Raw genomic sequence first — 20,569 nt, 5'->3', positions numbered from 1 at the left:
CTCCTGCTATGAGTATTCCCGGTTTTACAGAAAACTGTACCGCCCGACACGCGAATGGAGATGAGACCATGACCCCCTATTCGATTCGACACATTTTTGACCTCAACCATGTCGATTTGACCGACTTGCTTGTCGCCAGTCGTCAAGAAGGCTTTCGCATGCTCGACCGGTTGGTGGATGACTTTCACGACGGACGCAATCGGTTCAATCAACCCGGCGAGTGTCTACTCGGAGTGTTTGACGCCTCTGGCCATCTAGTCGGCATCGGAGGAGTGAATCAAGATCCATATTCTCCGGGACATCCGGTCGGGCGGTTGAGACGGTTTTACATCTTGCCGGCTTATCGCAGACAAGGTATCGGGAGACATCTCGCGAACGCATTGTTGCTCGAAGCAAAACAGACCTTCCTCACCGTCGTTCTCCGGACATATACGACGCAAGGGGCACAGTTCTATGAATCGCTTGGCTTCATCCCATACGATACCTCGACTACAAGTCACGTGATAAGCTTCAACGAAACAAGCAGCGACTCTTCATGAGCCGCTGCTTGTTTGTGTTACCGCCAAAGTTGGACCGTGTTCGCGAACTCGATATCGGTCGCGATTTCCCCGTCGAGGGCATGTAAATCGAAATCCTTGCCGTCGAGCCACTCCTGAAAATCGAAAATGACAGGGTCGCGGTCGCCACCGAGGGCGAACCACGTCTCGAGCGTCTCCGGGAAGTAAGCCGCCGTGTGAATCGTGCCGGCCCAGCTCTTATACAGCTCCGAGAAGACACCCTTGTCCGAGTCGTTCATGAGTCGGAACGCGCTCTCGGCGTCCTGGACGATATGTTGATACATCTTGATTTCCATCATCCGCCGCGTCGAGTCGTCGAGGTGGTAACGATTCTCGTGTTGCAACAGCTCGAAATGGTTCGTACAGATATTCGACTCGCGGACACGAATATCGCGCGGTGTCGCTTCGATGACGCGTGTCTTCGACGACTTGTCGTGGACGACATACGTGAACGAGCCGCGGTGCGGAATCTCTTGAAGCAGATCGACCGCTTCCTCGACCGTGGCGCACGTCTCGAGAATCATTCGGCCGATCATCTGGCAGACGAACCCATCCCCCGGGCGCCGGCGGTTGATAAAGTTATAACCCATGGCGAGCCCTTTCTCGTTCATCCCGTCCATCCGGCCGGTGACACGTGAGACGGGACCGATGACGGCGTAACCCTCATCTGGCTGGAACACGTTATAGCGTCCATCGTACGTCATCGGGTGATAGTCATAGTTGCGGACGAGAAAGTTGTCCCCCGTCAAAATCGAACAGCCGCTGACCGGGTTATTGACCCGGAAATGACCGAAGTGAAGGAGCGTGTCGGCGAGCGTCAACTCGAGCTCGTCCTGCAGACCGAGCAGTTCTTCCCAAATTTTCGGGGCGAACCGGTCGAACGCCTGCTTCGCCTCGCGCTCATCAATCTCAAAGCGCGGGACGCGGAGCTTCCATTGGTCGATCCGATTCTCGAGCAGTTTGCTGCGCTTAATATAAGTACCTTGAAAACGGCCAAAGTCATAGTGACTGCCGCGAAATTGTGTGAGTTCACTTGAGACACGTTGCATGAAAAAACCTCCCTTGCGCCTAGTATAACGGACGCAACGGAGGTATGTCTGACTTGAGACTGTTTACAACTTGAACTGTCGGCTCATGCGCTGCATGTCCTCGGCCGTGTGCGACAAATCTTTGACGAGCCGGTTCATCGTCTCGCTCGTCGCCGACATTTGTTCGGTCGAGGCGGCCACTTCCTCGTTGCCGGCCGTACTCTCTTCAGAAATCGACGCGATGTCCGAGAGACCACGTTTGATGTCGTCTTGGTTCGTCTTGACGCGTCCGAGCTGTCCTTGCATCGAGTTCGTCAGGCGCTGCATCTCCCGCACGCTCTGCTCAATCTCATTGAAGGCGCGCTTCGTCTCCTCGAGCGTCCGCTTGCCATCCTCGGCGGCGTGCATGCTGTCCGTGAACGTCTCACCGAGCGCGATTGAGTTTCGTTTGACGCTGCCAACGATTTCCGAGATCTCACTGACCGACCGCGCAACGCTGTCGGATAACTTGCGAATCTCAGAAGCGACGACGGCGAAGCCTTTTCCATGCTCCCCGGCACGGGCCGCCTCGATGGCCGCGTTCAAAGCGAGTAAGTTCGTCTGCTCTGAGATTTGACGGATCATCGTGACGAGCGCCGTCACTTCGTCCGCCTGTTGCTCGAAATCTTTTACTTGTCCTTGCGACTCGCGCACTTGCAGATGGATGTTCGTCATCTTGCCGACGGCATCTTCCATCAGTCCGAGTCCTTCGGCCGTAACGCGGCTGACGACTTCCGCTTGTTCGCTCACACCGTTGCCGTCGTGCGCCGTCTGGTCGACGAGTCCCGAAAACTCGTTCATATGCCCGTACAGCTTCATCGTAAGCACACTCTGATTCTCGACGCCACCCGCGATTTCTTCCATCGTGAACGCGATTTGACGTGAGGCATCGTTCACTTCTTCCGAGATACTCGCCACGTTGCCGCTCTCATCGCGCACCGTTTGAGCGGATGTTTGTAATCCGGAGATCAAGTCGCGGAGCATTTTCGTCATCTGATCCATCGAGGCGGTGAGCCGCTTGATCTCATCGTTCGCTTTCAACTGGATGTTATCCATCTCACGAGCCGCTGTCGCCAAGTCGCCGCTCGCGATATGGGTCGCGACACGTTCGAGCTCACGGAGCGGTCGGAGTTTCCAGCCAAGGTAGCGCCAGATGATGACCGAGACGATCCCAAGCAAGATGACGAGTCCGATGAGAATCGGCGGCAAGCTCTCTTGCAACACGTCTTCCGTCACCGCAGCGACGTCACTCGCCCCTTTGTCGATTCCAAGGACACCGATCACGTCCCCGCCTTGTTTGATTGGGACGAGCACGGTCATATAGTCCCCGTACTCTGGATCCTCGACAATCGGTGTTGTGACGGTCCCACCTTCAAACGCCGCTCTCGCATCTGCAAACGACGTCGCTGTCGTCGGCGTTCCGATATCGACCGCGTCGGCCGCGCTCATCCCATCGACGATGATTTGAAGCTCTTCGCCGTCGGCTGCGAGAGTGTACACATACATGGCCCCGATTTGCGTCCGATACGTGTCGAGCTGTTCCCGAAACTGCTCGAACCGTTCATCTTTCGTCGGGTTCTGTAAAAAGGCCGCATACGCTTCCTTGTCGATTTCCTCACTGATTCGGGCCCCATCCGCTAACAGGACCGCTTGCATCGAGCTCTGTACCGTATGCTTCGTGCTGACGTACTGCAGCACGCCGAACATGACGATGAGCAGCGTGATGAATGCCAACATCATCGCCAAAATCCGTGTCTGCAGTGACTGTGGTTTATTTCGTTTCATGTGATTCCCTCCATTCGTCCTTACTCCTTATATCGGACGACTGTCGCGAAGAGTCCACAAAAAAACGGATGATTTTCGACAAAAATCATCCGTTCGTTCATTCATTTGTCGAATCTACAACCTCGAGCGGCATCGACACCTCGGCTTCGCCTTCTTCTCCGATATGGAAGAGCGGGAGGGTCTCGGTAACGAATAGGTCAGGGTTCAAATCCGCTTGATAGACGTACGTCCGGACGTCCCCTTCGCGTTCCGCGACAAGTTCACCGAACGGGATTGGGACACGGGTGCCATCGACTTCATAACTGATGATCGTCGTCGGATCGAGGCGACGGTCTTCGAGCATCCGAATCGTGAACAGCATCGTCGAGCTGTTCGTCCGCTCGAGCGAGACCGCAATCGATTCCGATTGACCGGCCCGTTTTTCAATCATCGCATCTTCGACGTCCTGCTCGAACACGACGTTCTCTTCGGCCGGGTCATCTTGCACTTGTTGGCAACCGACGATGGTCGCCAATCCGAGAATCAAGGCAATCACCAATACGCGCATCTCGTTCTCTCCTCACTTCAAGGCGAAAGTGAGTTCCGCTTCACAAGCAACTTCTCCATCGACCGTCGCCACGGCGCGCCCTTTACCGATCGGTCCGCGCACTTTCAAAATCTCGACCTCGAGGCGCAATTGATCGCCCGGGACGACTTGACGTTTGAAGCGACATCCATCGATACCTGCGAAGAACGCGAGCTTGCCGCGGTTCGACTCCTGCTTGAGCATCGCGAACGCGCCGACTTGCGCAAGCGCCTCGACGATCAACACGCCAGGCATGACGTTATAGTCTGGGAAATGTCCATTGAAGAACTCTTCGTTCGCCGTCACATTCTTTAATCCAACGGCCCGTTTGCCTTCTTCGACCTCAAGAATCCGGTCGATGAGCAAAAACGGGTACCGATGCGGAATCACTTCTTTAATCTGTTCAATCGTGTACATGGTTCCACCACCCTTATGATGTTAGCCAAAAATCGGTGATATGGCGCCACGTGTCGATGTTGAACACGTCCTTCCACTCGCCTCCGCCAATCACGCTGTACCCGATGACGGCTCCAATCGCAAGCATCACGAAAGCCAACAACAGGACAACGATGACGCGTAACAAGATTGGGAAACGTCGATGGTTCGATAATCGTTTCCGCTCCGTCCGCTCTTTAGACTCGGTCTGTTCCGAGCCGTTTTGTTCTTCCTTCGCCACGTCCATACATCCTTTCAGCTGAATTAATTATAACATATTAGTACCAGGTAACAAAGCTGTTGCATGAGTTCTATATAAGTGTAACGTATCTACCGTACGTCGAACAAGCGCCCGGCCTAGGGCAAGGGCGACGCTTCTGTGAAAAATACTGTCCGCTTCCATCTATGCTGTGCTATCGTAAGAGTATTCATCTTTTTAGGAGGGTTCATTTTTATGTGGAAAGAATTTAAAGAGTTTGCAATCAAAGGCAATGTAATTGACCTCGCCGTCGCCTTCATCCTCGGGGCCGCCTTCACGGCCATCGTCACGTCGCTCGTCAATGACATCTTCATGCCGTTCCTCGGCATCCTTATCGGCGGTATCGACTTCTCGACGCTCGCGGTGTCGGTGCTCGGCGTGAACGTGACGTACGGCAACTTCTTACAAGAAATCGTCAAGTTTTTCCTCATCGCCTTCGCCTTGTTCATGATGGTCAAAGTATTGAACCGTCTGAAACGTGAGAAAGCGGTCGAAGAGACGCCAGAACCAGAACTGTCGCGTGAAGAACAGCTGCTGTCGGAGATTCGCGACCTGTTAAAAGAACGCCCGTAACCAAAAGACGCCTGAACCGACTGCGGTTCAGGCGTCTTTGTCGATTAAGCGGAACGCTCGGCTGACGGCGCTCGTCAAGAGCGGTGCCGCTTGCTGCATCGCCTCCTCGAGCGTCATCACCCGGGAAACGATCGGGAACACGGCCTCGATGCCGACGTCAGGGACGGCGATTAGCTCTGTCTGTCCGGCGAAAACGAGCGTCGGGACCCCGTATGCATGCGCGAGACAGGCCAATCCGTAAGGCGCTTTCCCGTGAAGCGACTGTTCATCGAACCGACCTTCCCCGGTGATGAGCCAATCGGCCGTTCGTAACGACTCCTCCAAGTTCGACCACCGTACGGCCTCCTCGATCCCGCTCACGTACACGGCCCCGAGTTGATAGAGCGCGAAGCCGATGCCCCCAGCCGCACCTGCCCCCGGCTTGTTTGTGAAATCACGCTCGAAACAACGGGCGTACGCGGCAAGTAGTTCGTCATAGCGCACGACGTCCTCTGGCGCCAACCCTTTCTGCGGACCGAACACGGCCGCGGCCCCGTCTTGTCCAAGAAGTGGATTCGTCACGTCCGAGGCGATACGCCATTCGACACGATGCGCTTCCGGGAGGAGTCCTGTCCACTCGACTTGCACGACGCGCTCGAGTTGATGCGGGAACGGTTCAATGACATGTCCCATCTCATCGAAGAAGTGGACACCGAGCGCCTCGAGCAATCCCTTTCCCCCGTCGACGGTCGCGCTCCCGCCGAGGCCGACGGTGATGCGTGTCGCCCCGCGCTCGAGCGCATGCCGGATATGCAAACCCGTCCCGTACGAACTGTAGCGCCACGGGTCGAGCGTACCGACGAGTGTGAGCCCGGACGCCTCGGCCACTTCGATGACCGCTTCTCGTCCCGCCTCGAGCCACCCGTAACGCGTTGTTTGTAACGTCCCGTCGAGCGACATGACGTCCTGCGTGACGATTTCGGCATCCGGATGTGTCAGCAACCACGCGTCTAAAAAACCTTCGCCGCCGTCTGAGATCGGTACCTCGACGACGTCGTGCCCAGCGAGCGCCCGACCAACCGCTCGGTTCGCCTCCACACTCGTCATCGACCCTTTGAACGAATCCATCGCTACGACAATTCGCATGTCCATCCCTCCTCCTATTCAGTGTAACGCAAAAACCGCCCTTCCGAGGAAGAACGGTCTGTGATTAACGAAGTGACGTCACGAGCCCCATCATTTGGTCACTCATCGACAGCGCCCGTGAGTTCATCTGATACGCGCGCTGCGTGATCGTCATATCGGTCATCTCTTTCGTCAAATCGACGTTCGACGATTCGAGCGTCCCTTCAATCAACAGATTGCCGAGTGGACGGTCGATGTCAGCCGCCAAGTCGGCCGCATAGACGTTGTCGCCGAGTGGACGGAGCGCCGACGTGTTGCGTACCTCGACAATATCGAGACGGCCGAATTCTTGTTCGACGCCGTTAACGCTGGCGACGACCATCCCGTCTTGACGGACGCGGTGCGCCGTCGCCTCGTTCGGCATGGTGATCGGGTTACCGTCCGCACCAAGAAGGGCGTTCCCGTTCACGTCGACGAGCGTCGTCGTGTCACCGACCGACAGCTGCATGTTCCCGCTCCGGGTCAATCCGACACCATTCTCTGTCTCGACAGCGAAGAACTGGCGGCTCGCTTTCAAGAACACATCAAGGCCACGGTCCGTCTTCCGGATTTGGCCGATATTGAACTGTTGACTGATGTCAGCGACGTGGCCGCCAACGCCGATGCGAATCCCGTTCGGCGTGTCGCGTCCGACTTCAAGCTCGGCACGCGGTTGATTGTCATATGCCTGCGACAAGAGCGAGGCAAAGTGGGTCTGTTCCCGTTTATAGCCGGCTGTGTCGACGTTAGCGATGTTATGGCCCGTCACGTCAAGTTGGCGTTGAAGTTGGGTGAGCGACGAGACCGAGTTATAAATCGATTGCATGGGCTTCCTCCTTAACGAATCCGAGCGATTTCAATGGCCCGCTCGGCACTCTTGTCATACGCTTGGACGACTTTTTGGTTCGCCTCGAACTGGCGGTACGTCGTCATCAAGTCGGCCATCGTCCGATCGAGGTCAACGTTCGCCTCTTCGATGAATCCTTGTTGGAACTGGACGTTCGCAGCAGGTGGGGCGTCTCCGTTGACCCGGTAATCGTTCCCGACCTGTTCGAGCGTCGCCAAGTCATTAACTTGGACGGCACCGAGTGTCGCCACGTTCTCACCAAGTGACGTGATTTGACCATCACCTGACAATGTGAACTCGCTTGATGGCAGCTGGATGCGCTCGCCTGCGTCTGAGAGGATATAACCGCCATCCGCCGAGCGTAAGAAACGCTCCTCATCGACCGCGAAGCGTCCGTTCGTCGTATAGAGCGTCTCGCCGTTCTGTTCGACGGCGAACATGGCCGCTCCGGTAAAGTCAGCCGGCACCTTCATATATACGTCGGTCGGGCTGCCCGTCTCCGAGATGCTCCCCGTCGAGAACCGAGGCATCGTCTCTTGAAGGTAGACACCTGTCGATAACGTGCCGACCTCGCCTCCGACGCGTGAACGCGCATTGCCGGGATGGCTCACCTGGGCGAGTAACATTTCCGGGAACGAGCGGACGACGCCGTTCGACGCCTTGAACCCTGGTGTCCGGACGTTACCGAGGTTATTGCTCAAAATCTCTTGTTGGCGCTGGAGCGCGTTCATCGCGCCCGCCGCCGTATATAATCCGCGTAGCATGGTCGTCTTCCTTTCATCGTTCAAAGTCTTCACTCTGTATATCGTACCAAATGAATGTTTCGTTCACCGTTTTTTGAAAAAAACTAAAAAAAACCACTTCATACTGCGAAGGGGTTTTCGTCAAGCGACAATCGGGAGTTCGACTGTCATCGTCGTCCCGTTCCCAAGTTCCGAACGGACACTGATCGTTCCGCCGTGCGATTCAATGATTTCTTTACAGATTGCGAGTCCAAGGCCGGTGCCTCCAATATTGCGACTCTGCTCATTCTGGACACGGTAAAACTTCTCAAACAGTCGTTCGGCATCTGCGGGTGCCACACCCATGCCTTCGTCTTCGATGGCGATCCGGATGACATCGTCCTCGCACGAGACGTTGACGGCGATATTACCGCCTTCGGGTGAATATTTAATGGCGTTGTTCAAGATATTCGAGAACACTTGGCGCAGTTGCGCCGGGTCTCCTGAGACACGGAGCGTTTCATCACAATCGAAATGGAACGCATGCAACTCGGTCGATCCGGCATGAATCTCGAGAACGTCCGACAACAGTTCGAACAAACTCTCGACTTTGAAATCTTGCTCCGCTTTACCGGCCTCCATCTTCTGAACATCGAGCAAATTGCTGACGAGCCGCTCGAGCCGGGTCGTCTCGCTATGAATCATACTCAAGTAGCGTTTCCGCTTCTCTTCGTCGACGTGACGATGTTCAAGCAGTTCGGTAAAACCGAGAATCGATGTGAGCGGGGTCCGAAGCTCGTGAGAGACCGTGGCGACGAGTTCCGTCTTCAAGCGGTCGATCTCAATCTCTTTCGTAATGTCCCGTGACACAAACATCACGCCGAAACGTTCGTCCTGCAGTTCAATCGGTTCGGCGTACATCCGTATGATACGTCTTCCCCCTTGCATCGAATACGTAAACGTTTCATCGAAGATTCCGCAGTTCTTCGCCCGGTGCGTGAACCGGTTGAGACCGTCCTGATCATCGATTTGATCCATGAACGGTTCGTAAAACGCGTCGATCGGATACAGGCTCTGACGGTCGCCGAACGGGAACGGCTGCTCATACAGTTCGAACAGCGCCTCGTTGGCGAAACGTTGATTCGTGTCCACCTCGACGAATACGATCGCGTCGCGCATCGTATGGAGAATCCGGGCCGTCTTCTCGCGCTCTTTCTCGAGTTCGTCGTGCTGGTGAATCAATGAACTCGACATCTCTGTGAACGATTTCGATAGTTGACCGACCTCGTTTTGGAGCGGTTTGATTGGAATGAGCGTGGCGTGCGGGTCGACCGCGAGCCGTTCACTGTTCGTGATGAGCGCCTCGAGCTGTCTCGTTAAGCGTACGATATACGGTTGCAAGCTGACGAACAGGATAAACAAGGCACCGAGCAAGATGAGCAACCACATCCATTGGGCTTTTACGAGCTGTTCAGACAGTCGCTCGCGTAGACCCATCTCTTGATAGTCGAGCTCGGACCGATAATCGGTGAATACGGACTCCATATCGACGATGCTCGCACTCATATCGGCCGCATTTTTCGTGTTCAGTTTGAACCGGGTCTGGGTCGACGATGCATTGCTTGGCATGAGCCGGCCAACCGTCGCCATTTGTAAAAATGGTTCATCGACCACGCCGTTCACTTTGGCGACGACATATCGCTCGAGACCGGGCATGACACGCGTCGTATAAATACTAAAGAGCATACGCGCATCTTCTGCGAAAGTCGCTTCTTCGTTCGTTTCGGCGTTTTGTTCGAACCAGCTCGTCTGGTCATCGATGCGACTCTGGGCTTGTTTCACTTCTGCCAATAGTGCATCTTCTCCGAGCAGAACGTGACCGCGCATCTCGTATTGCATCGACTGCCATGTCTCGAACAAATCGGTCGCCCTTGCTCGTTGTTCACTGATGTGCTCGAGTTCGACTGTCGTTTCGCGGATCGCCTGTTGGGTATAAAAGTATGTGCCGAGTGACGTCAATGTGATTAAGGCGATTAATACGTAAAACACCGTGAGGACTTGGCGGCTAATTCGTTGTTCGATCCAGCGTTTCATATGTGGCCTTCTTTCATATCAGGGATTGATCGGATTGGGCAATACAGTATGTTCGGCTATTCAAAAAAGTCAGTTTCGTGTACGATAAGAAAACATTCATCACTTTTATATGTGAACGAACAGGGTCAGTATATCGTTCGTTTCTCACAAGAAACTCACAAATCATGAAGGGAATATTCAGATGACCCCTAAATCGATTGGGCTGGATTCTGTTGATGGTGATCCTTGCGCTCGGAGGCGGACTAGTCTTGACGCGAGGACAGACGATCGACGATTCTGTCCCCGTCACCCAAGGAACGGCTGATAGTTGTTCGCCCATTTGATTTTCCATCGCGATCAAGTCGTGAACAAATGGCTCATCGCAGAGACGCTCTATCCAGAGATTGACGAACCGCAACGTGCGCTCCACAACGTCTACAATCTCGTCTATCGGTTGAAGAAGACGCTCGCCGAATACGACTTGAGCATCTCGGTCCAAACGATCAACAACGGTTACTCGCTCCACTTGGATGATGCGTGTGCCTGCGATTATCATGACTGGCTGGATGCGAAAGATAAACCGTTCCCGCAAACGGACTTGGCTACCCGGCTCTATGTCGATAAAGATTATACATGGTATTGAATAAGAGCTCTTCCCGACATTGTGGGACAAGCTCTTTTTAGCGTCCGACGAAACCACCGTCGACGTGAAGATGTTGGCCGTTGACCCATGCCCCGTCCGGCCCCACGAGGAAAGCGACGTAACGCGCCGTATCCTCTGGCGTGCCGACACGTCCATGGGGGAAGAGCGGCGCAAGTTGTTCGCGAAGCGCGTCATCAATCCAACCCGAATCGGTCGGACCCGGGTCGAGTGCATTCACGGAGATCCCGTACTGCCCTGCCCCATTGGCCAGTGCTGGCGTGATGGCGATCAACATGCCTTTTGTGGCGATATAGGCCAAGTTGGAAGCATCCGCTCCCCCGGACACCATGAACAAGATGCGTCCGTCCGTATGCCCCGCCTGTTTGTATCGTTCGATGAAGGCAAACGTCAGATCGAGTGTTCCTTCGTTGTTGATGAAATAATGGCGACGTAACGTCTCGGTCGTGAACGTATCGACACTCACGTGCCGCTCATACGTCGCATTGTTGATGAGGCGGCTCGGTGTACCGAGCGCTGCCTCCACGCGATCGAGCAATCCTTTTGCGTCTCCAGACGACAAATCGTACGGTTCATGGGCAACGCGAGCCCCTGATGTCTGTAATTCGTCGATGAAGCTTTCAATAAAGTCCGGTTCCGCTCCGACGCCTTCCGTCCCGTCAAAGGGGCTCCAGTGCGTCAGATACAAGTCATGGCCTGCCGCAGCAAGCTTTCGAGCGACAGCGGCGCCAATACCTTTGCGACGACTGACCCCGGTGATGAGTGTGAGTGGTCGTGTCATTGAGTCCTCCCCTTTCGCGTGCTAGCAAGGCACGTATTGACCCTCCTCCTATCCTCAGTCTATCCATTTATAGGAAATTTGAACAGTCTTCACGCAAAAAAGGTACGACGCCTGTAGACGTCGTACCTCCCTCTTCTTACTTCAAACGATCCAAATGCTCGAGCATGATGCCCGTGCCGTGTGCGACGCTGAGCGTCGGCTCTTCGGCGATCATGACCGGCAAACCGACACGCTCGGCCACGAGCTGGTCGATGCCGTGGAGGAGCGAGCCGCCACCTGTCATGATGATGCCGCGGTCGATGATATCGGCCGCAAGTTCCGGAGGCGTCTGTTCGAGGACGCGCTTCGTCGCTTCGACGATTTCATTCGCCGATTCGGCCATTGCTTCACGGAGTTCTTCCGACGTAATCGTTACCGTACGCGGAAGCCCACGCACCATGTCACGACCGCGGATATCCATCGTCTCGTTACGACCGCCTGGGAAGACCGTCGCAATCTCTTTCTTGATTTGCTCGGCCGTCCGCTCACCGATGACGAGCTTATGCTTGTCCTTGATGGCGCGGAGGATGTCCGTATCGAAACGGTCCCCGGCGATTTTAATCGTTTCACCGCAGACGATATCGCCCATCGAGAGGATGGCAACGTCTGTCGTCCCGCCACCGATGTCGACGATCATATGGCCGACCGGCTTCCAGATGTCCATGCCCGAACCGACCGCTGCTGCCTTCGGTTCTACGGCGAGGAAGACTTCTTTCGCGCCGGCCTTCTCGGCCGCCTCACGGATTGCTTTCGCTTCAACCGGTGTCACGTTTGCCGGTGTACAGATGAGCATGCGGATGCCGCCAAAGAAACCGCGGACTTGGATCTTCTCGACGAAATGGCGAAGCATCTCTTCGGTTGTCGCGAAGTCAGCGATGACCCCATCACGGAGTGGACGGATGGCGACGATGTCACCTGGCGTACGCCCGACCATCTGATACGCTTCCGTTCCGACAGCGAGTACTTTCCCTGTCGAACGCTTGATGGCAACGACGGATGGCTCGTCGAGGACGATGCCTCGACCTTTGACGTGGATGACGACGTTTGCTGTTCCTAAATCAATCCCGATATCTTTTGAAAACATGGTGTGTAGGTTCCTCCGTTCGTTACTTCATTGAAAAGAGCGAGAAGAGTCTCTCCTCGCTCCTATGAGTCTATTAATTAGTTCTTGACCATTTCTTCGGCAACTTCGACGTTCCCTTGGATCCGCTCGATATCAGCACCAAGCGCTTGCAATTTCTTGTGGAAGTCGACGTAGCCACGGTCGATGTGGTAGAGATCGCCAACGCGTGTCTCTTCGTCCGCGATGAGTCCCGCGAGGACGAGGGCAGCACCGGCACGAAGGTCAGTCGAGACGACTTCAGCACCTTGGAGGCGAACGCCGCCTTTGATGATCGCCGAGCGTCCTTCGATTTTAATGTCTGCGTTCATACGGCGGAATTCTTCGACGTGCATGAAGCGGTTCTCGAACACTGTTTCGGTGATGACCGATGTGCCGCCAGCTTTTAAGACGAGCGCCATCATTTGTGCTTGGATGTCAGTCGGGAAACCAGGGTGTGGCATCGTCTTCACGTCGACCGGCTTCAACACATCCGGTGCGATGACACGCATGCCTTCCGACGTATCCTCGAACTTGACACCCATTTCTTCCATCTTCGAGATGAGTGGGCGAAGGTGCTCGCGCTCTGCGCCGATGACTTCGATGTCGCCACCTGTAATCGCTCCAGCAACGAGGAACGTACCGGCTTCGATGCGGTCAGGGATGATTGAATGCTCGGCACCATGGAGTTTCTCCACGCCTTCGATTCGAATCGTTTCTGTACCGGCACCGCGGACGTGTGCGCCCATACCGTTCAAGAAGTTGGCAAGGTCGACGATTTCAGGTTCTTTGGCGACGTTCTCGATGACCGTTGTTCCTTCAGCAAGGACTGCCGCCATCATGATGTTCTCTGTCGCGCCGACAGATGGGAAGTCCAAGTAGATCTTCGCACCTTTCAAGCGACCGTCGACCGAAGCTTCGACGAAACCGTTGCCGATGACCGTCTTCGCGCCCATTGCCTCGAAGCCTTTTAAGTGGAGGTCAATCGGACGTGACCCGATCGAGCAACCGCCTGGCATTGCGACACGCGCATGCCCAAGACGAGCAAGGAGAGGACCCATGACAAGGATCGAGGCACGCATCTTGCGGACGTACTCAAGCGGCGCCTCGTCTTTGATTGTGCCCGACGCATCAACAGTGACTTCGTTATTCGCTTCGTCAAACGCAACCTCTGCACCGAGGTGGCGAAGTACTTTGTTAATCGTGTACACATCAGCGAGGCGCGGCACGTTTTGAAGTACCGACTTTCCTTCGCTTGCTAAAAGAGTGGCAACCAATGTTTTGAGTACGGCGTTTTTAGCTCCTTCAACACGCACAGTACCTGACAATTTACGTCCTCCACGGACTACAATCAAATCCTTCATATCTCTCTTTGTCCTCCAACTTCGTTGTTTTTTTGTTTTATACGTCGATATCCGCTACCGGATGTGGTTATGTCGATTACTACGATGGTTTGTAACACGTGACGCTTCATCAGAGAAAAAAATAATAATAAAAGCACTCATGAAATTCTGATGAAAAATTCGTCATGTCAGACGAATTTATCCTACACGATAAACCTATAAGAAACGTTACAGCAGGATTACAGTTTAGTAATCGTTTCCCTGCCTACTGTAATGGTGCGAGCGCCTGGGCCAATCGGATATACTCCAAAAAGAACTGGGCGATCAGTGAACCGAAGACGACGGCCACGAGGACACGCAAGACTGCTGCTTGCGGACTCCTCACTTGATTGAGCAAGCGGTCCCATTTGACCGGCATGAGTGCCCACCAAGCGACGTAGATCGCTACGACGTAAATGACGAGCGATAACACGGTGTTCAACATCGACGATTCCCCTCTTTTCAAAAATTCGTACCATTTTTAATCATAGCATGTCACGTCAGAGAAAAAAAGACTTAGCGTTTAAGTGAGTGGTGGAATGGGTTCATCCGATCAACTCGCTTTCTCTCCATAAACCGCATACAAAAAGGAACGTCAATCGGCGCATGGCCTTAGTACAGTAATTGACGTCCCTTCAACATTTCAAACATTATTCACTTCGCCGTCATAGGTTTGGCTCCATCGAATCGCCTCGACATAGTAACGTGACAAGTCAGGCGCTGTCTCCTCGACAGGCACGGTCAACTGCTCGTAGGCGAGGACCGTGTCGAGTAAACCCCGCAACTCGTTGTCTTCTCCGAGGAGCGCTGCCTTGACGATTGGCTCGACCGGCAACTCCGAGACGAGCGTCTGCATCTCCTCATCCAAAATCACATCGAGCGACGAGAAAATCCCGGTGATGAACGCGTCGAACGCCGTCACTTGCGGCAATGTCTCGGCAGCGATCAGCTCCATCATCTTGCCCCGGATCACACTCTGTTTAATTAATTCTTTCGATTCGGACGTCTGCAGCTCCCGAAGCAGCATCAAGTACGACCAGCGTCGCATCTCATCGAGACCGATTCGTGCGACGGCCTGCTCAATCGATTGAATCGTATGACGACCTTTCTGATAGACCGTGTTGACCGAACGCAACATCTTATACGACAAATCCACACTGCGTTCGATTTGGCTCGCGATGCGGCGGAAGTTCGGCTCTGGCTTGTCGAGCTCTTTCAACACTTCGACGAGCGTATGCCGGAGCGGATGAACCTCGGCACCGTGGACGACCGTCGGCCGGCTGAAGAAATAGCCTTGGAACATGTGATAGCCGAGTTTTTTGGCGATCTCATATTCAAACGGCGTCTCAATCTTTTCCGCTAAAAATTCGACGCGATGCCCGAGCGCATCGATCAGCCGCTTCTGTTGGTCGATCGGTGTTGATTGATAATCGATTTTAATGATATCGGCGAGCCCGATGAGCGGTCGATACTTCTCTTCGAACACGAAGTCGTCGAGGGCAATCGTATAGCCTTTCCGGCGCAAGGAGCGCAAAGCGGCCAACACTTTCTCTGTCGGCTCGACGTGTTCGAGCACTTCGACGACGAGTGTCTGCCGTGGCAACAAAGCCGGCACTTCGCTCTCAATCAAATTTTGCGGAAAGTTGATGAACGCCCGCGTCCCTTCCGTCAACTCCCGAAAGTTGAAGACGAGATAGGCGTTATGAATCACGTCGGCGGTCGCGAGTGCGTCATCGACATGTTCAAATATATTTTTCTCGCTGCGGCGATATAACAGTTCATAGCCACAGACGCGTAATTTCTGATCAAAAATCGGTTGGCGCGCAACATAAACTTTCATTCCCTTTAGCTCCTTTACCGTAGTTCCCACCTATATTATCGGATAAGGCGCCCCTCCCTTCCACTATTTGGGCGTGAAACTTCTGATGCTTTTGACCTATATATATATATATATATATATATAGAAGGAACTTGACACTCCCACGGCTAAAGCCGCAAGCCCATCCCTTCAGGATGGGTGGGATTCTGAAGTGCCCGTGCGGACGCAGGCCATTTCTGTTTTGTCCGAGCCTTCAGATGAGGGTGTGCCATCACCCCTCCTGAGACAGACCCTATAGGTTCTCAGGCTGGTTGACTGTCACCATCAACCACAGGTGCGTATCGGATGTTCATCGCATCGACTAAATCTCTATGCTTCTTGAATCCGCATGAACACGAATATGTTCGATCTTTCGCTTTATTTCGGCTCCCGCAAGAAGGACATGTCTGAGATGTGTATGCAGGGTTGACATATTCGACCTTGATTCCTTCTAACTTCGCCTTGTATTCGATGAATGTTGCTAAGCGATAGAACGACCAGGTGTGCAGGTTCTTATTGTTTTTACGGCTTGTTCTTGCCGTCTGTCGGATGTTCGCCAGTCTTTCGAGGCGGATGACAGAGATGTGGTTCTCTTTCGCGAAGTCGACGATTTCACGGCTCACCTTGTGATCCTTGTCTCGCATCCAGCGCTGTTCTTTGTTGTCCAGTTTCTTGATCGCCTTCAGTTTCTTCTTTTGACCGAGCTCTTTCCGTTTCGCCCGGAACTTGCGCTTCATATACTTGTTCTCGCGCCCGTTCCCGAAGAACCGCGCTTTGTCGCAGCCCGTGGACGCGACGGCAGGGACTTTCAGGCCGAGGTCCACCCCGAGCACGTTGGTGCCCGTCTTCTCCGTCGTGCGGATCGTGACGGCGATCTGGGCGATCCATTTGTTCGACTTCTTCGTGATGCGGAGCGTCCCGAGCTTGTTGGCGAGGAGCGTGGCGTTCCGGTTGTCCGGGTCGACCATGTCGGCGCGGATGGCCGTCTTCTTCACCTTCCCGTCGATGATGATCGGGAGGGAGACCGACTCGAAGTCGAACGAGTAGTTCTGGTTGTTCCAGGTGCAGTACGGCCTCTTGAGGACCGGGACGACCTGGAAGTCCTTCTTCTTCGCCCTCTTGAACATGCTCTTCGCGTCCTGGATGGCCTGGTTCTTGACGGCGCTCGGCAGGTCCGCCGTGACATGTTTGCTCGTCAGATTCAAGCTCTCTCGGGCCTGCACCATGGCCGCGACGAGCTGGTTCGCCGTGCGGATGTAGGTGTCCATCATCCGCTCCAAGATTGATCGTTGCGCTTTCGTCGGATGGAGCTTGATGTTCACGGTCAATGTCTGCGACACGGTCTCATCCCCTTGTCTTTTGTTCCTCGACATAACGTTTGATGGTCTCGCTGGAGACGTTTCCCGCCGTCGACACGAAGAAGGATCTCGTCCAGAGGCTCGTGAGATGTGTGAGGTGCGGGAACTCCTCCCTGAGCCGCTTCGACGAGACGCCTTTGATGCGCGCCATGATGTCGGACGGGCTGATGGATGGCAATGCGGATAAGAATAGATGCGTGTGGTCCCGGTCGCACTCGATGGCGAGGAGGTGGATGTCGAGCCCTTCACAGACATCGTGGACGATCTCTTTGAACCGTCGCTCGAACAGGTCGTCATCGAACAGTTTTCGGCGATACCTCGGGCAGAACACGAAATGATAATGGAGCATCGACACGGTGGTGTTGGTTCTTCGATAGTTGTTTATACGTTTATCGTATCACTTTGTCTATTTAAGCGATACATTTTCTCGGGATAAGATCACACGTGTTGATTTCTGAAATTCCGACTAGCGGAACTCCGAAATCAAGCTCACGTTCATCCCACCACTGAAGCAGTGGGCTTTCTCGTTCGCAAATTCTGTAATCCATTCGGTCTAAACACAAAAAATCTCCCCTGCGGCTGCAGGAGAGATGTTGGTTATTCTTTGATATCGCGAATGCTCAAGCGGTTGATCGCTTTTTTGAGCGCGAGCTCCGCGCGACGGAATTCGAGGTCCGAGAGCTTCGTGTCTTGGAGACGACGCTCGGCACGAACTTTCGCCGCAGAAGCGCGGTCGTAGTCGATTTTATCCGCCATTTCGGCTGTTTCAGCTAAGATCGTCACCGTGTCGGGACGAACTTCCATGAAACCGCCGCTGAGTGCGATCAGCGTGCGTCCACCATCTTCGTGGCGCAGTTTGAGAACTGAGATGTCGAGCGGTGTCACCATCGGGATGTGTTTCGGTAAGATACCGAGTTCACCAGTCACCGATTTTGCGACGACCATCCGTGCCTCGCCCTCATAGGCTGCACCATCCGGGGTGACGACGTTGACGTGAAGAGTATTCATCGTCTAGTTTCCCCCTTCCGTGTAGGTCTTAGACCAACGTCTTCGCTTTTTCGATGACGTCTTCGATTGGACCAACGAGACGGAATGCATCTTCTGGAAGATCATCGTGTTTACCATCGAGGATCTCTTTGAAGCCGCGAACTGTCTCTTTAACTGGTACGTACGAACCTTTTTGGCCTGTGAACTGCTCAGCCACGTGGAAGTTTTGTGACAAGAAGAACTGAATGCGACGTGCACGGTGAACCGTGAGCTTATCGTCTTCAGACAACTCGTCCATACCGAGGATTGCGATGATATCTTGAAGCTCTTTGTAACGTTGAAGCGTCTGCTGGACGTTACGGGCTACTTCGTAGTGCTCTGGTCCGACGATGTCAGGCGAGAGGGCACGTGAAGTCGATGCGAGCGGGTCAACGGCTGGGTAAATCCCCATCTCCGAAAGGCGACGCTCCAAGTTAGTCGTTGCATCAAGGTGAGCGAACGTTGTCGCTGGAGCCGGGTCAGTATAGTCATCGGCTGGTACGTATACGGCTTGAATCGATGTAACCGATCCTTTAGCTGTTGACGTGATCCGCTCTTGAAGCATACCCATTTCCGTTGCGAGTGTCGGTTGGTAACCTACGGCAGATGGCATCCGACCGAGAAGGGCCGAAACTTCCGAACCTGCCTGTGTGAAACGGAAGATGTTATCGACGAAGAGAAGAACGTCTTGTCCTTGCTCATCGCGGAAGTATTCTGCCATTGTAAGACCCGTCAAGGCTACGCGAAGACGCGCGCCCGGTGGCTCGTTCATCTGACCGAAGACCATCGCCGTTTGCTTGATAACGCCTGAGTCCGTCATCTCGTGGAACAAGTCATTTCCTTCACGCGTACGCTCGCCGACTCCTGCGAATACAGAAATCCCGCTGTGCTCTTGCGCGATGTTGTTGATAAGTTCCTGGATGAGAACGGTTTTACCTACACCGGCACCACCGAAGAGGCCGATTTTACCACCTTTGATGTAAGGTGCGAGAAGGTCGACGACTTTAATCCCTGTTTCCAAGATCTCAACTTTTGTCGACAATTCATCGAACGTCGGTGCGAGACGGTGAATCGGTGACCGACGGACAGTCGGTGATACTTCTTTATCGTCAATCGGGTTACCAAGTACGTTGAAGACACGACCGAGCGTCTCTTCTCCGACCGGTACTGAAATCGGTGAACCTAAGTCAAGTACTTCCATGCCGCGGCGAACGCCGTCCGTTGAGTCCATCGCAATCGTACGGACCGTGTCATCCCCAAGGTGAATCGCCACCTCGAGCGTCAAGTCGACACTGACATCTTGCGCCGATTCAGCCACATGCGTGACTTTGAGGGCGTTGTAGATGTTCGGTAAGTGGTTGTCGAACTTAACGTCGATAACTGGGCCCATGACTGCGACTACGCGGCCTTTCATGCCGTATTCGTTCATCGTGTTAGCCTCCTACAATCTAGAGGGCGTGCGCTTATTCAAGCGCAGCCGCACCTCCGACAATCTCTGTGATTTCTTGTGTGATCGCCGCTTGACGCGCGCGGTTGAACTTGAGCTTGAGTCCACGGATGAGTTCATCCGCGTTGTCCGTCGCGTTCGACATCGCCGTCATCCGAGCCGCGTGCTCCGATACTTTCGCATCGAGGAGCGCGCCGTAGATGAGTCCTTCCGCGTAACGCGGGAGGAGCGCTGCTAAGATCGTTTCTTCTTCTGGTTCGTATTCATACATCACATTAGATGCGGTCTGTTCGATATTCCCAAGCGGAAGCAATCGATCGATCTTCACTTCTTGGCTGATGACAGAGATGAATGAGTTGTAGCAAAGCTTCAATTCATCAATCTCGCCTTCACTGAACGCGCCGACCGTCTGTTTGACGATCTCTGCGACTTCAACGAATGATGGCTGGTCGTTGAGTCCTGTCATGGCACTGTACACCGGAATGTTACGGGCCTTGAAGAACTGAACGCCGACCTTCCCGATCACGTACAGACGGTATTCGTCTGTTGAACCGTGTTTGGCTTTCAACTCGCGATACACGTCACGAAGGACGCTGGCGTTGTATCCACCAGCAAGTCCGCGGTCTGACGTGATGACGATATAGCCGGTCCGTTTAACGGGACGGACTTGAAGCATCGGGTGTGTTGCGCCTGAAGTACCGCCGGCAATCGACGAGATGACTTCCTGCAACTTGGTCATGTACGGCTTGAAGTTGGCGTTGCTCCCTTGAGCGCGGTTCAATTTCGAGGCCGACACCATGTTCATCGCTTTCGTGATTTGCTTCGTGCTTTGGGTCGAGGTGATCCGCATCTGGATCTCACGTAATGATGCCATTTCGATTCACCACCTTAA

General features: G+C 54.1%; 22 protein-coding genes. 3 read left to right on the top strand and 19 right to left on the bottom strand.

Going from position 1 to position 20,569, the window contains the following annotated elements; all coding sequences use genetic code 11:
• Positions 1–68 precede the first annotated feature (68 nt).
• Positions 69–539, top strand: a complete 471-nt coding sequence (locus FED52_RS02410) for a GNAT family N-acetyltransferase (protein ID WP_167491741.1) — start codon at positions 69–71, stop codon at positions 537–539.
• A gap of 17 nt (positions 540–556) precedes the next feature.
• Here the strand turns inward: FED52_RS02410 and FED52_RS02405 are convergent, their stop codons facing one another.
• The 5 genes from FED52_RS02405 to FED52_RS02385 all read right to left on the bottom strand — a co-directional run bounded on the left by FED52_RS02405 (position 557) and on the right by FED52_RS02385 (position 4,656).
• Positions 557–1,606: a C45 family autoproteolytic acyltransferase/hydrolase gene (locus FED52_RS02405; RefSeq protein WP_138858791.1), complete on the bottom strand. Its 1,050-nt coding sequence runs from the start codon at positions 1,604–1,606 to the stop codon at positions 557–559.
• Positions 1,607–1,669: 63 nt separating this feature from the next.
• Complete coding sequence (locus FED52_RS02400) at positions 1,670–3,409, bottom strand: methyl-accepting chemotaxis protein (RefSeq protein WP_138858790.1); 1,740 nt, start codon at positions 3,407–3,409, stop codon at positions 1,670–1,672.
• A gap of 97 nt (positions 3,410–3,506) precedes the next feature.
• Positions 3,507–3,956, bottom strand: a complete 450-nt coding sequence (locus FED52_RS02395) for a hypothetical protein (RefSeq protein ID WP_034779196.1) — start codon at positions 3,954–3,956, stop codon at positions 3,507–3,509.
• A 12-nt stretch (positions 3,957–3,968) separates the two neighbouring features.
• On the bottom strand, positions 3,969–4,391 hold the full coding sequence (gene fabZ, locus FED52_RS02390; protein WP_021066156.1) for a 3-hydroxyacyl-ACP dehydratase FabZ: 423 nt from the start codon (positions 4,389–4,391) through the stop codon (positions 3,969–3,971).
• A gap of 13 nt (positions 4,392–4,404) precedes the next feature.
• Positions 4,405–4,656 (bottom strand): DNA-directed RNA polymerase subunit beta, encoded by a 252-nt coding sequence (locus FED52_RS02385; RefSeq protein ID WP_138858789.1) that lies wholly within the window; start codon positions 4,654–4,656, stop codon positions 4,405–4,407.
• 207 nt (positions 4,657–4,863) lie between these two features.
• Between FED52_RS02385 and mscL the strand changes: the two genes are divergently transcribed.
• Positions 4,864–5,241, top strand: coding sequence for a large-conductance mechanosensitive channel protein MscL (gene mscL, locus FED52_RS02380; RefSeq protein WP_034779201.1), 378 nt, complete (start codon positions 4,864–4,866; stop codon positions 5,239–5,241).
• Positions 5,242–5,268: 27 nt separating this feature from the next.
• Here mscL and FED52_RS02375 read toward each other — a convergent pair whose 3' ends face one another.
• From FED52_RS02375 to FED52_RS02360, 4 genes are all read right to left on the bottom strand, one after another.
• A complete protein-coding gene (locus FED52_RS02375; protein ID WP_240731289.1) occupies positions 5,269–6,366 on the bottom strand; it encodes a glycerate kinase in 1,098 nt (365 codons plus the stop codon).
• Between the two features lie 64 nt (positions 6,367–6,430).
• The gene (locus FED52_RS02370) at positions 6,431–7,210 is read right to left on the bottom strand and encodes a flagellar hook-basal body protein (RefSeq protein ID WP_138858788.1); all 780 of its coding nucleotides are present in this window, start codon (positions 7,208–7,210) and stop codon (positions 6,431–6,433) included.
• Between the two features lie 11 nt (positions 7,211–7,221).
• Positions 7,222–7,995 carry a flagellar hook-basal body protein gene (locus FED52_RS02365; protein WP_138858787.1) on the bottom strand — a complete coding sequence of 258 codons (774 nt, stop codon included), beginning with the start codon at positions 7,993–7,995 and terminating at the stop codon, positions 7,222–7,224.
• 120 nt (positions 7,996–8,115) lie between these two features.
• Positions 8,116–10,047, bottom strand: coding sequence for a sensor histidine kinase (locus tag FED52_RS02360; RefSeq protein WP_138858786.1), 1,932 nt, complete (start codon positions 10,045–10,047; stop codon positions 8,116–8,118).
• Between the two features lie 307 nt (positions 10,048–10,354).
• On the opposite strand from FED52_RS02360, the gene FED52_RS02355 reads away from it, so the two are divergent.
• On the top strand, positions 10,355–10,669 hold the full coding sequence (locus tag FED52_RS02355; RefSeq protein ID WP_240731288.1) for a helix-turn-helix domain-containing protein: 315 nt from the start codon (positions 10,355–10,357) through the stop codon (positions 10,667–10,669).
• A gap of 37 nt (positions 10,670–10,706) precedes the next feature.
• Here FED52_RS02355 and FED52_RS02350 read toward each other — a convergent pair whose 3' ends face one another.
• The 10 genes from FED52_RS02350 to atpG form a co-directional block, all read right to left on the bottom strand.
• Entirely contained in the window at positions 10,707–11,468 is a 762-nt protein-coding gene (locus tag FED52_RS02350) for an SDR family oxidoreductase (RefSeq protein WP_138858785.1), read from the bottom strand.
• Between the two features lie 136 nt (positions 11,469–11,604).
• Positions 11,605–12,591 (bottom strand): rod shape-determining protein, encoded by a 987-nt coding sequence (locus tag FED52_RS02345; RefSeq protein WP_021066145.1) that lies wholly within the window; start codon positions 12,589–12,591, stop codon positions 11,605–11,607.
• A 77-nt stretch (positions 12,592–12,668) separates the two neighbouring features.
• On the bottom strand, positions 12,669–13,970 hold the full coding sequence (murA, locus tag FED52_RS02340) for a UDP-N-acetylglucosamine 1-carboxyvinyltransferase (RefSeq protein ID WP_029594691.1): 1,302 nt from the start codon (positions 13,968–13,970) through the stop codon (positions 12,669–12,671).
• Positions 13,971–14,214: 244 nt separating this feature from the next.
• On the bottom strand, positions 14,215–14,433 hold the full coding sequence (locus FED52_RS02335) for a DUF1146 family protein (protein WP_021066143.1): 219 nt from the start codon (positions 14,431–14,433) through the stop codon (positions 14,215–14,217).
• Positions 14,434–14,631: 198 nt separating this feature from the next.
• On the bottom strand, positions 14,632–15,828 hold the full coding sequence (locus FED52_RS02330; RefSeq protein ID WP_138858784.1) for an EAL and HDOD domain-containing protein: 1,197 nt from the start codon (positions 15,826–15,828) through the stop codon (positions 14,632–14,634).
• Positions 15,829–16,109: 281 nt separating this feature from the next.
• Positions 16,110–17,186: an RNA-guided endonuclease InsQ/TnpB family protein gene (locus FED52_RS02325; RefSeq protein ID WP_138858783.1), complete on the bottom strand. Its 1,077-nt coding sequence runs from the start codon at positions 17,184–17,186 to the stop codon at positions 16,110–16,112.
• Positions 17,187–17,190: 4 nt separating this feature from the next.
• Entirely contained in the window at positions 17,191–17,553 is a 363-nt protein-coding gene (tnpA, locus tag FED52_RS02320; protein WP_240731331.1) for an IS200/IS605 family transposase, read from the bottom strand.
• Between the two features lie 248 nt (positions 17,554–17,801).
• Positions 17,802–18,212, bottom strand: coding sequence for a F0F1 ATP synthase subunit epsilon (locus tag FED52_RS02315; protein ID WP_021066141.1), 411 nt, complete (start codon positions 18,210–18,212; stop codon positions 17,802–17,804).
• A 28-nt stretch (positions 18,213–18,240) separates the two neighbouring features.
• Positions 18,241–19,659 (bottom strand): F0F1 ATP synthase subunit beta, encoded by a 1,419-nt coding sequence (gene atpD, locus FED52_RS02310; RefSeq protein ID WP_021066140.1) that lies wholly within the window; start codon positions 19,657–19,659, stop codon positions 18,241–18,243.
• A gap of 34 nt (positions 19,660–19,693) precedes the next feature.
• Entirely contained in the window at positions 19,694–20,551 is an 858-nt protein-coding gene (gene atpG / locus FED52_RS02305) for an ATP synthase F1 subunit gamma (RefSeq protein ID WP_021066139.1), read from the bottom strand.
• Between the last annotated feature and the right edge of the window lie 18 nt (positions 20,552–20,569).

The organism is Exiguobacterium mexicanum (assembly GCF_005960665.1).
Classification (GTDB): Bacteria; Bacillota; Bacilli; order Exiguobacteriales; family Exiguobacteriaceae; genus Exiguobacterium; species Exiguobacterium mexicanum_A.
Note: the sequence above shows the minus strand (reverse complement) of the source record. Positions and strands in the feature narration are given on the sequence as shown.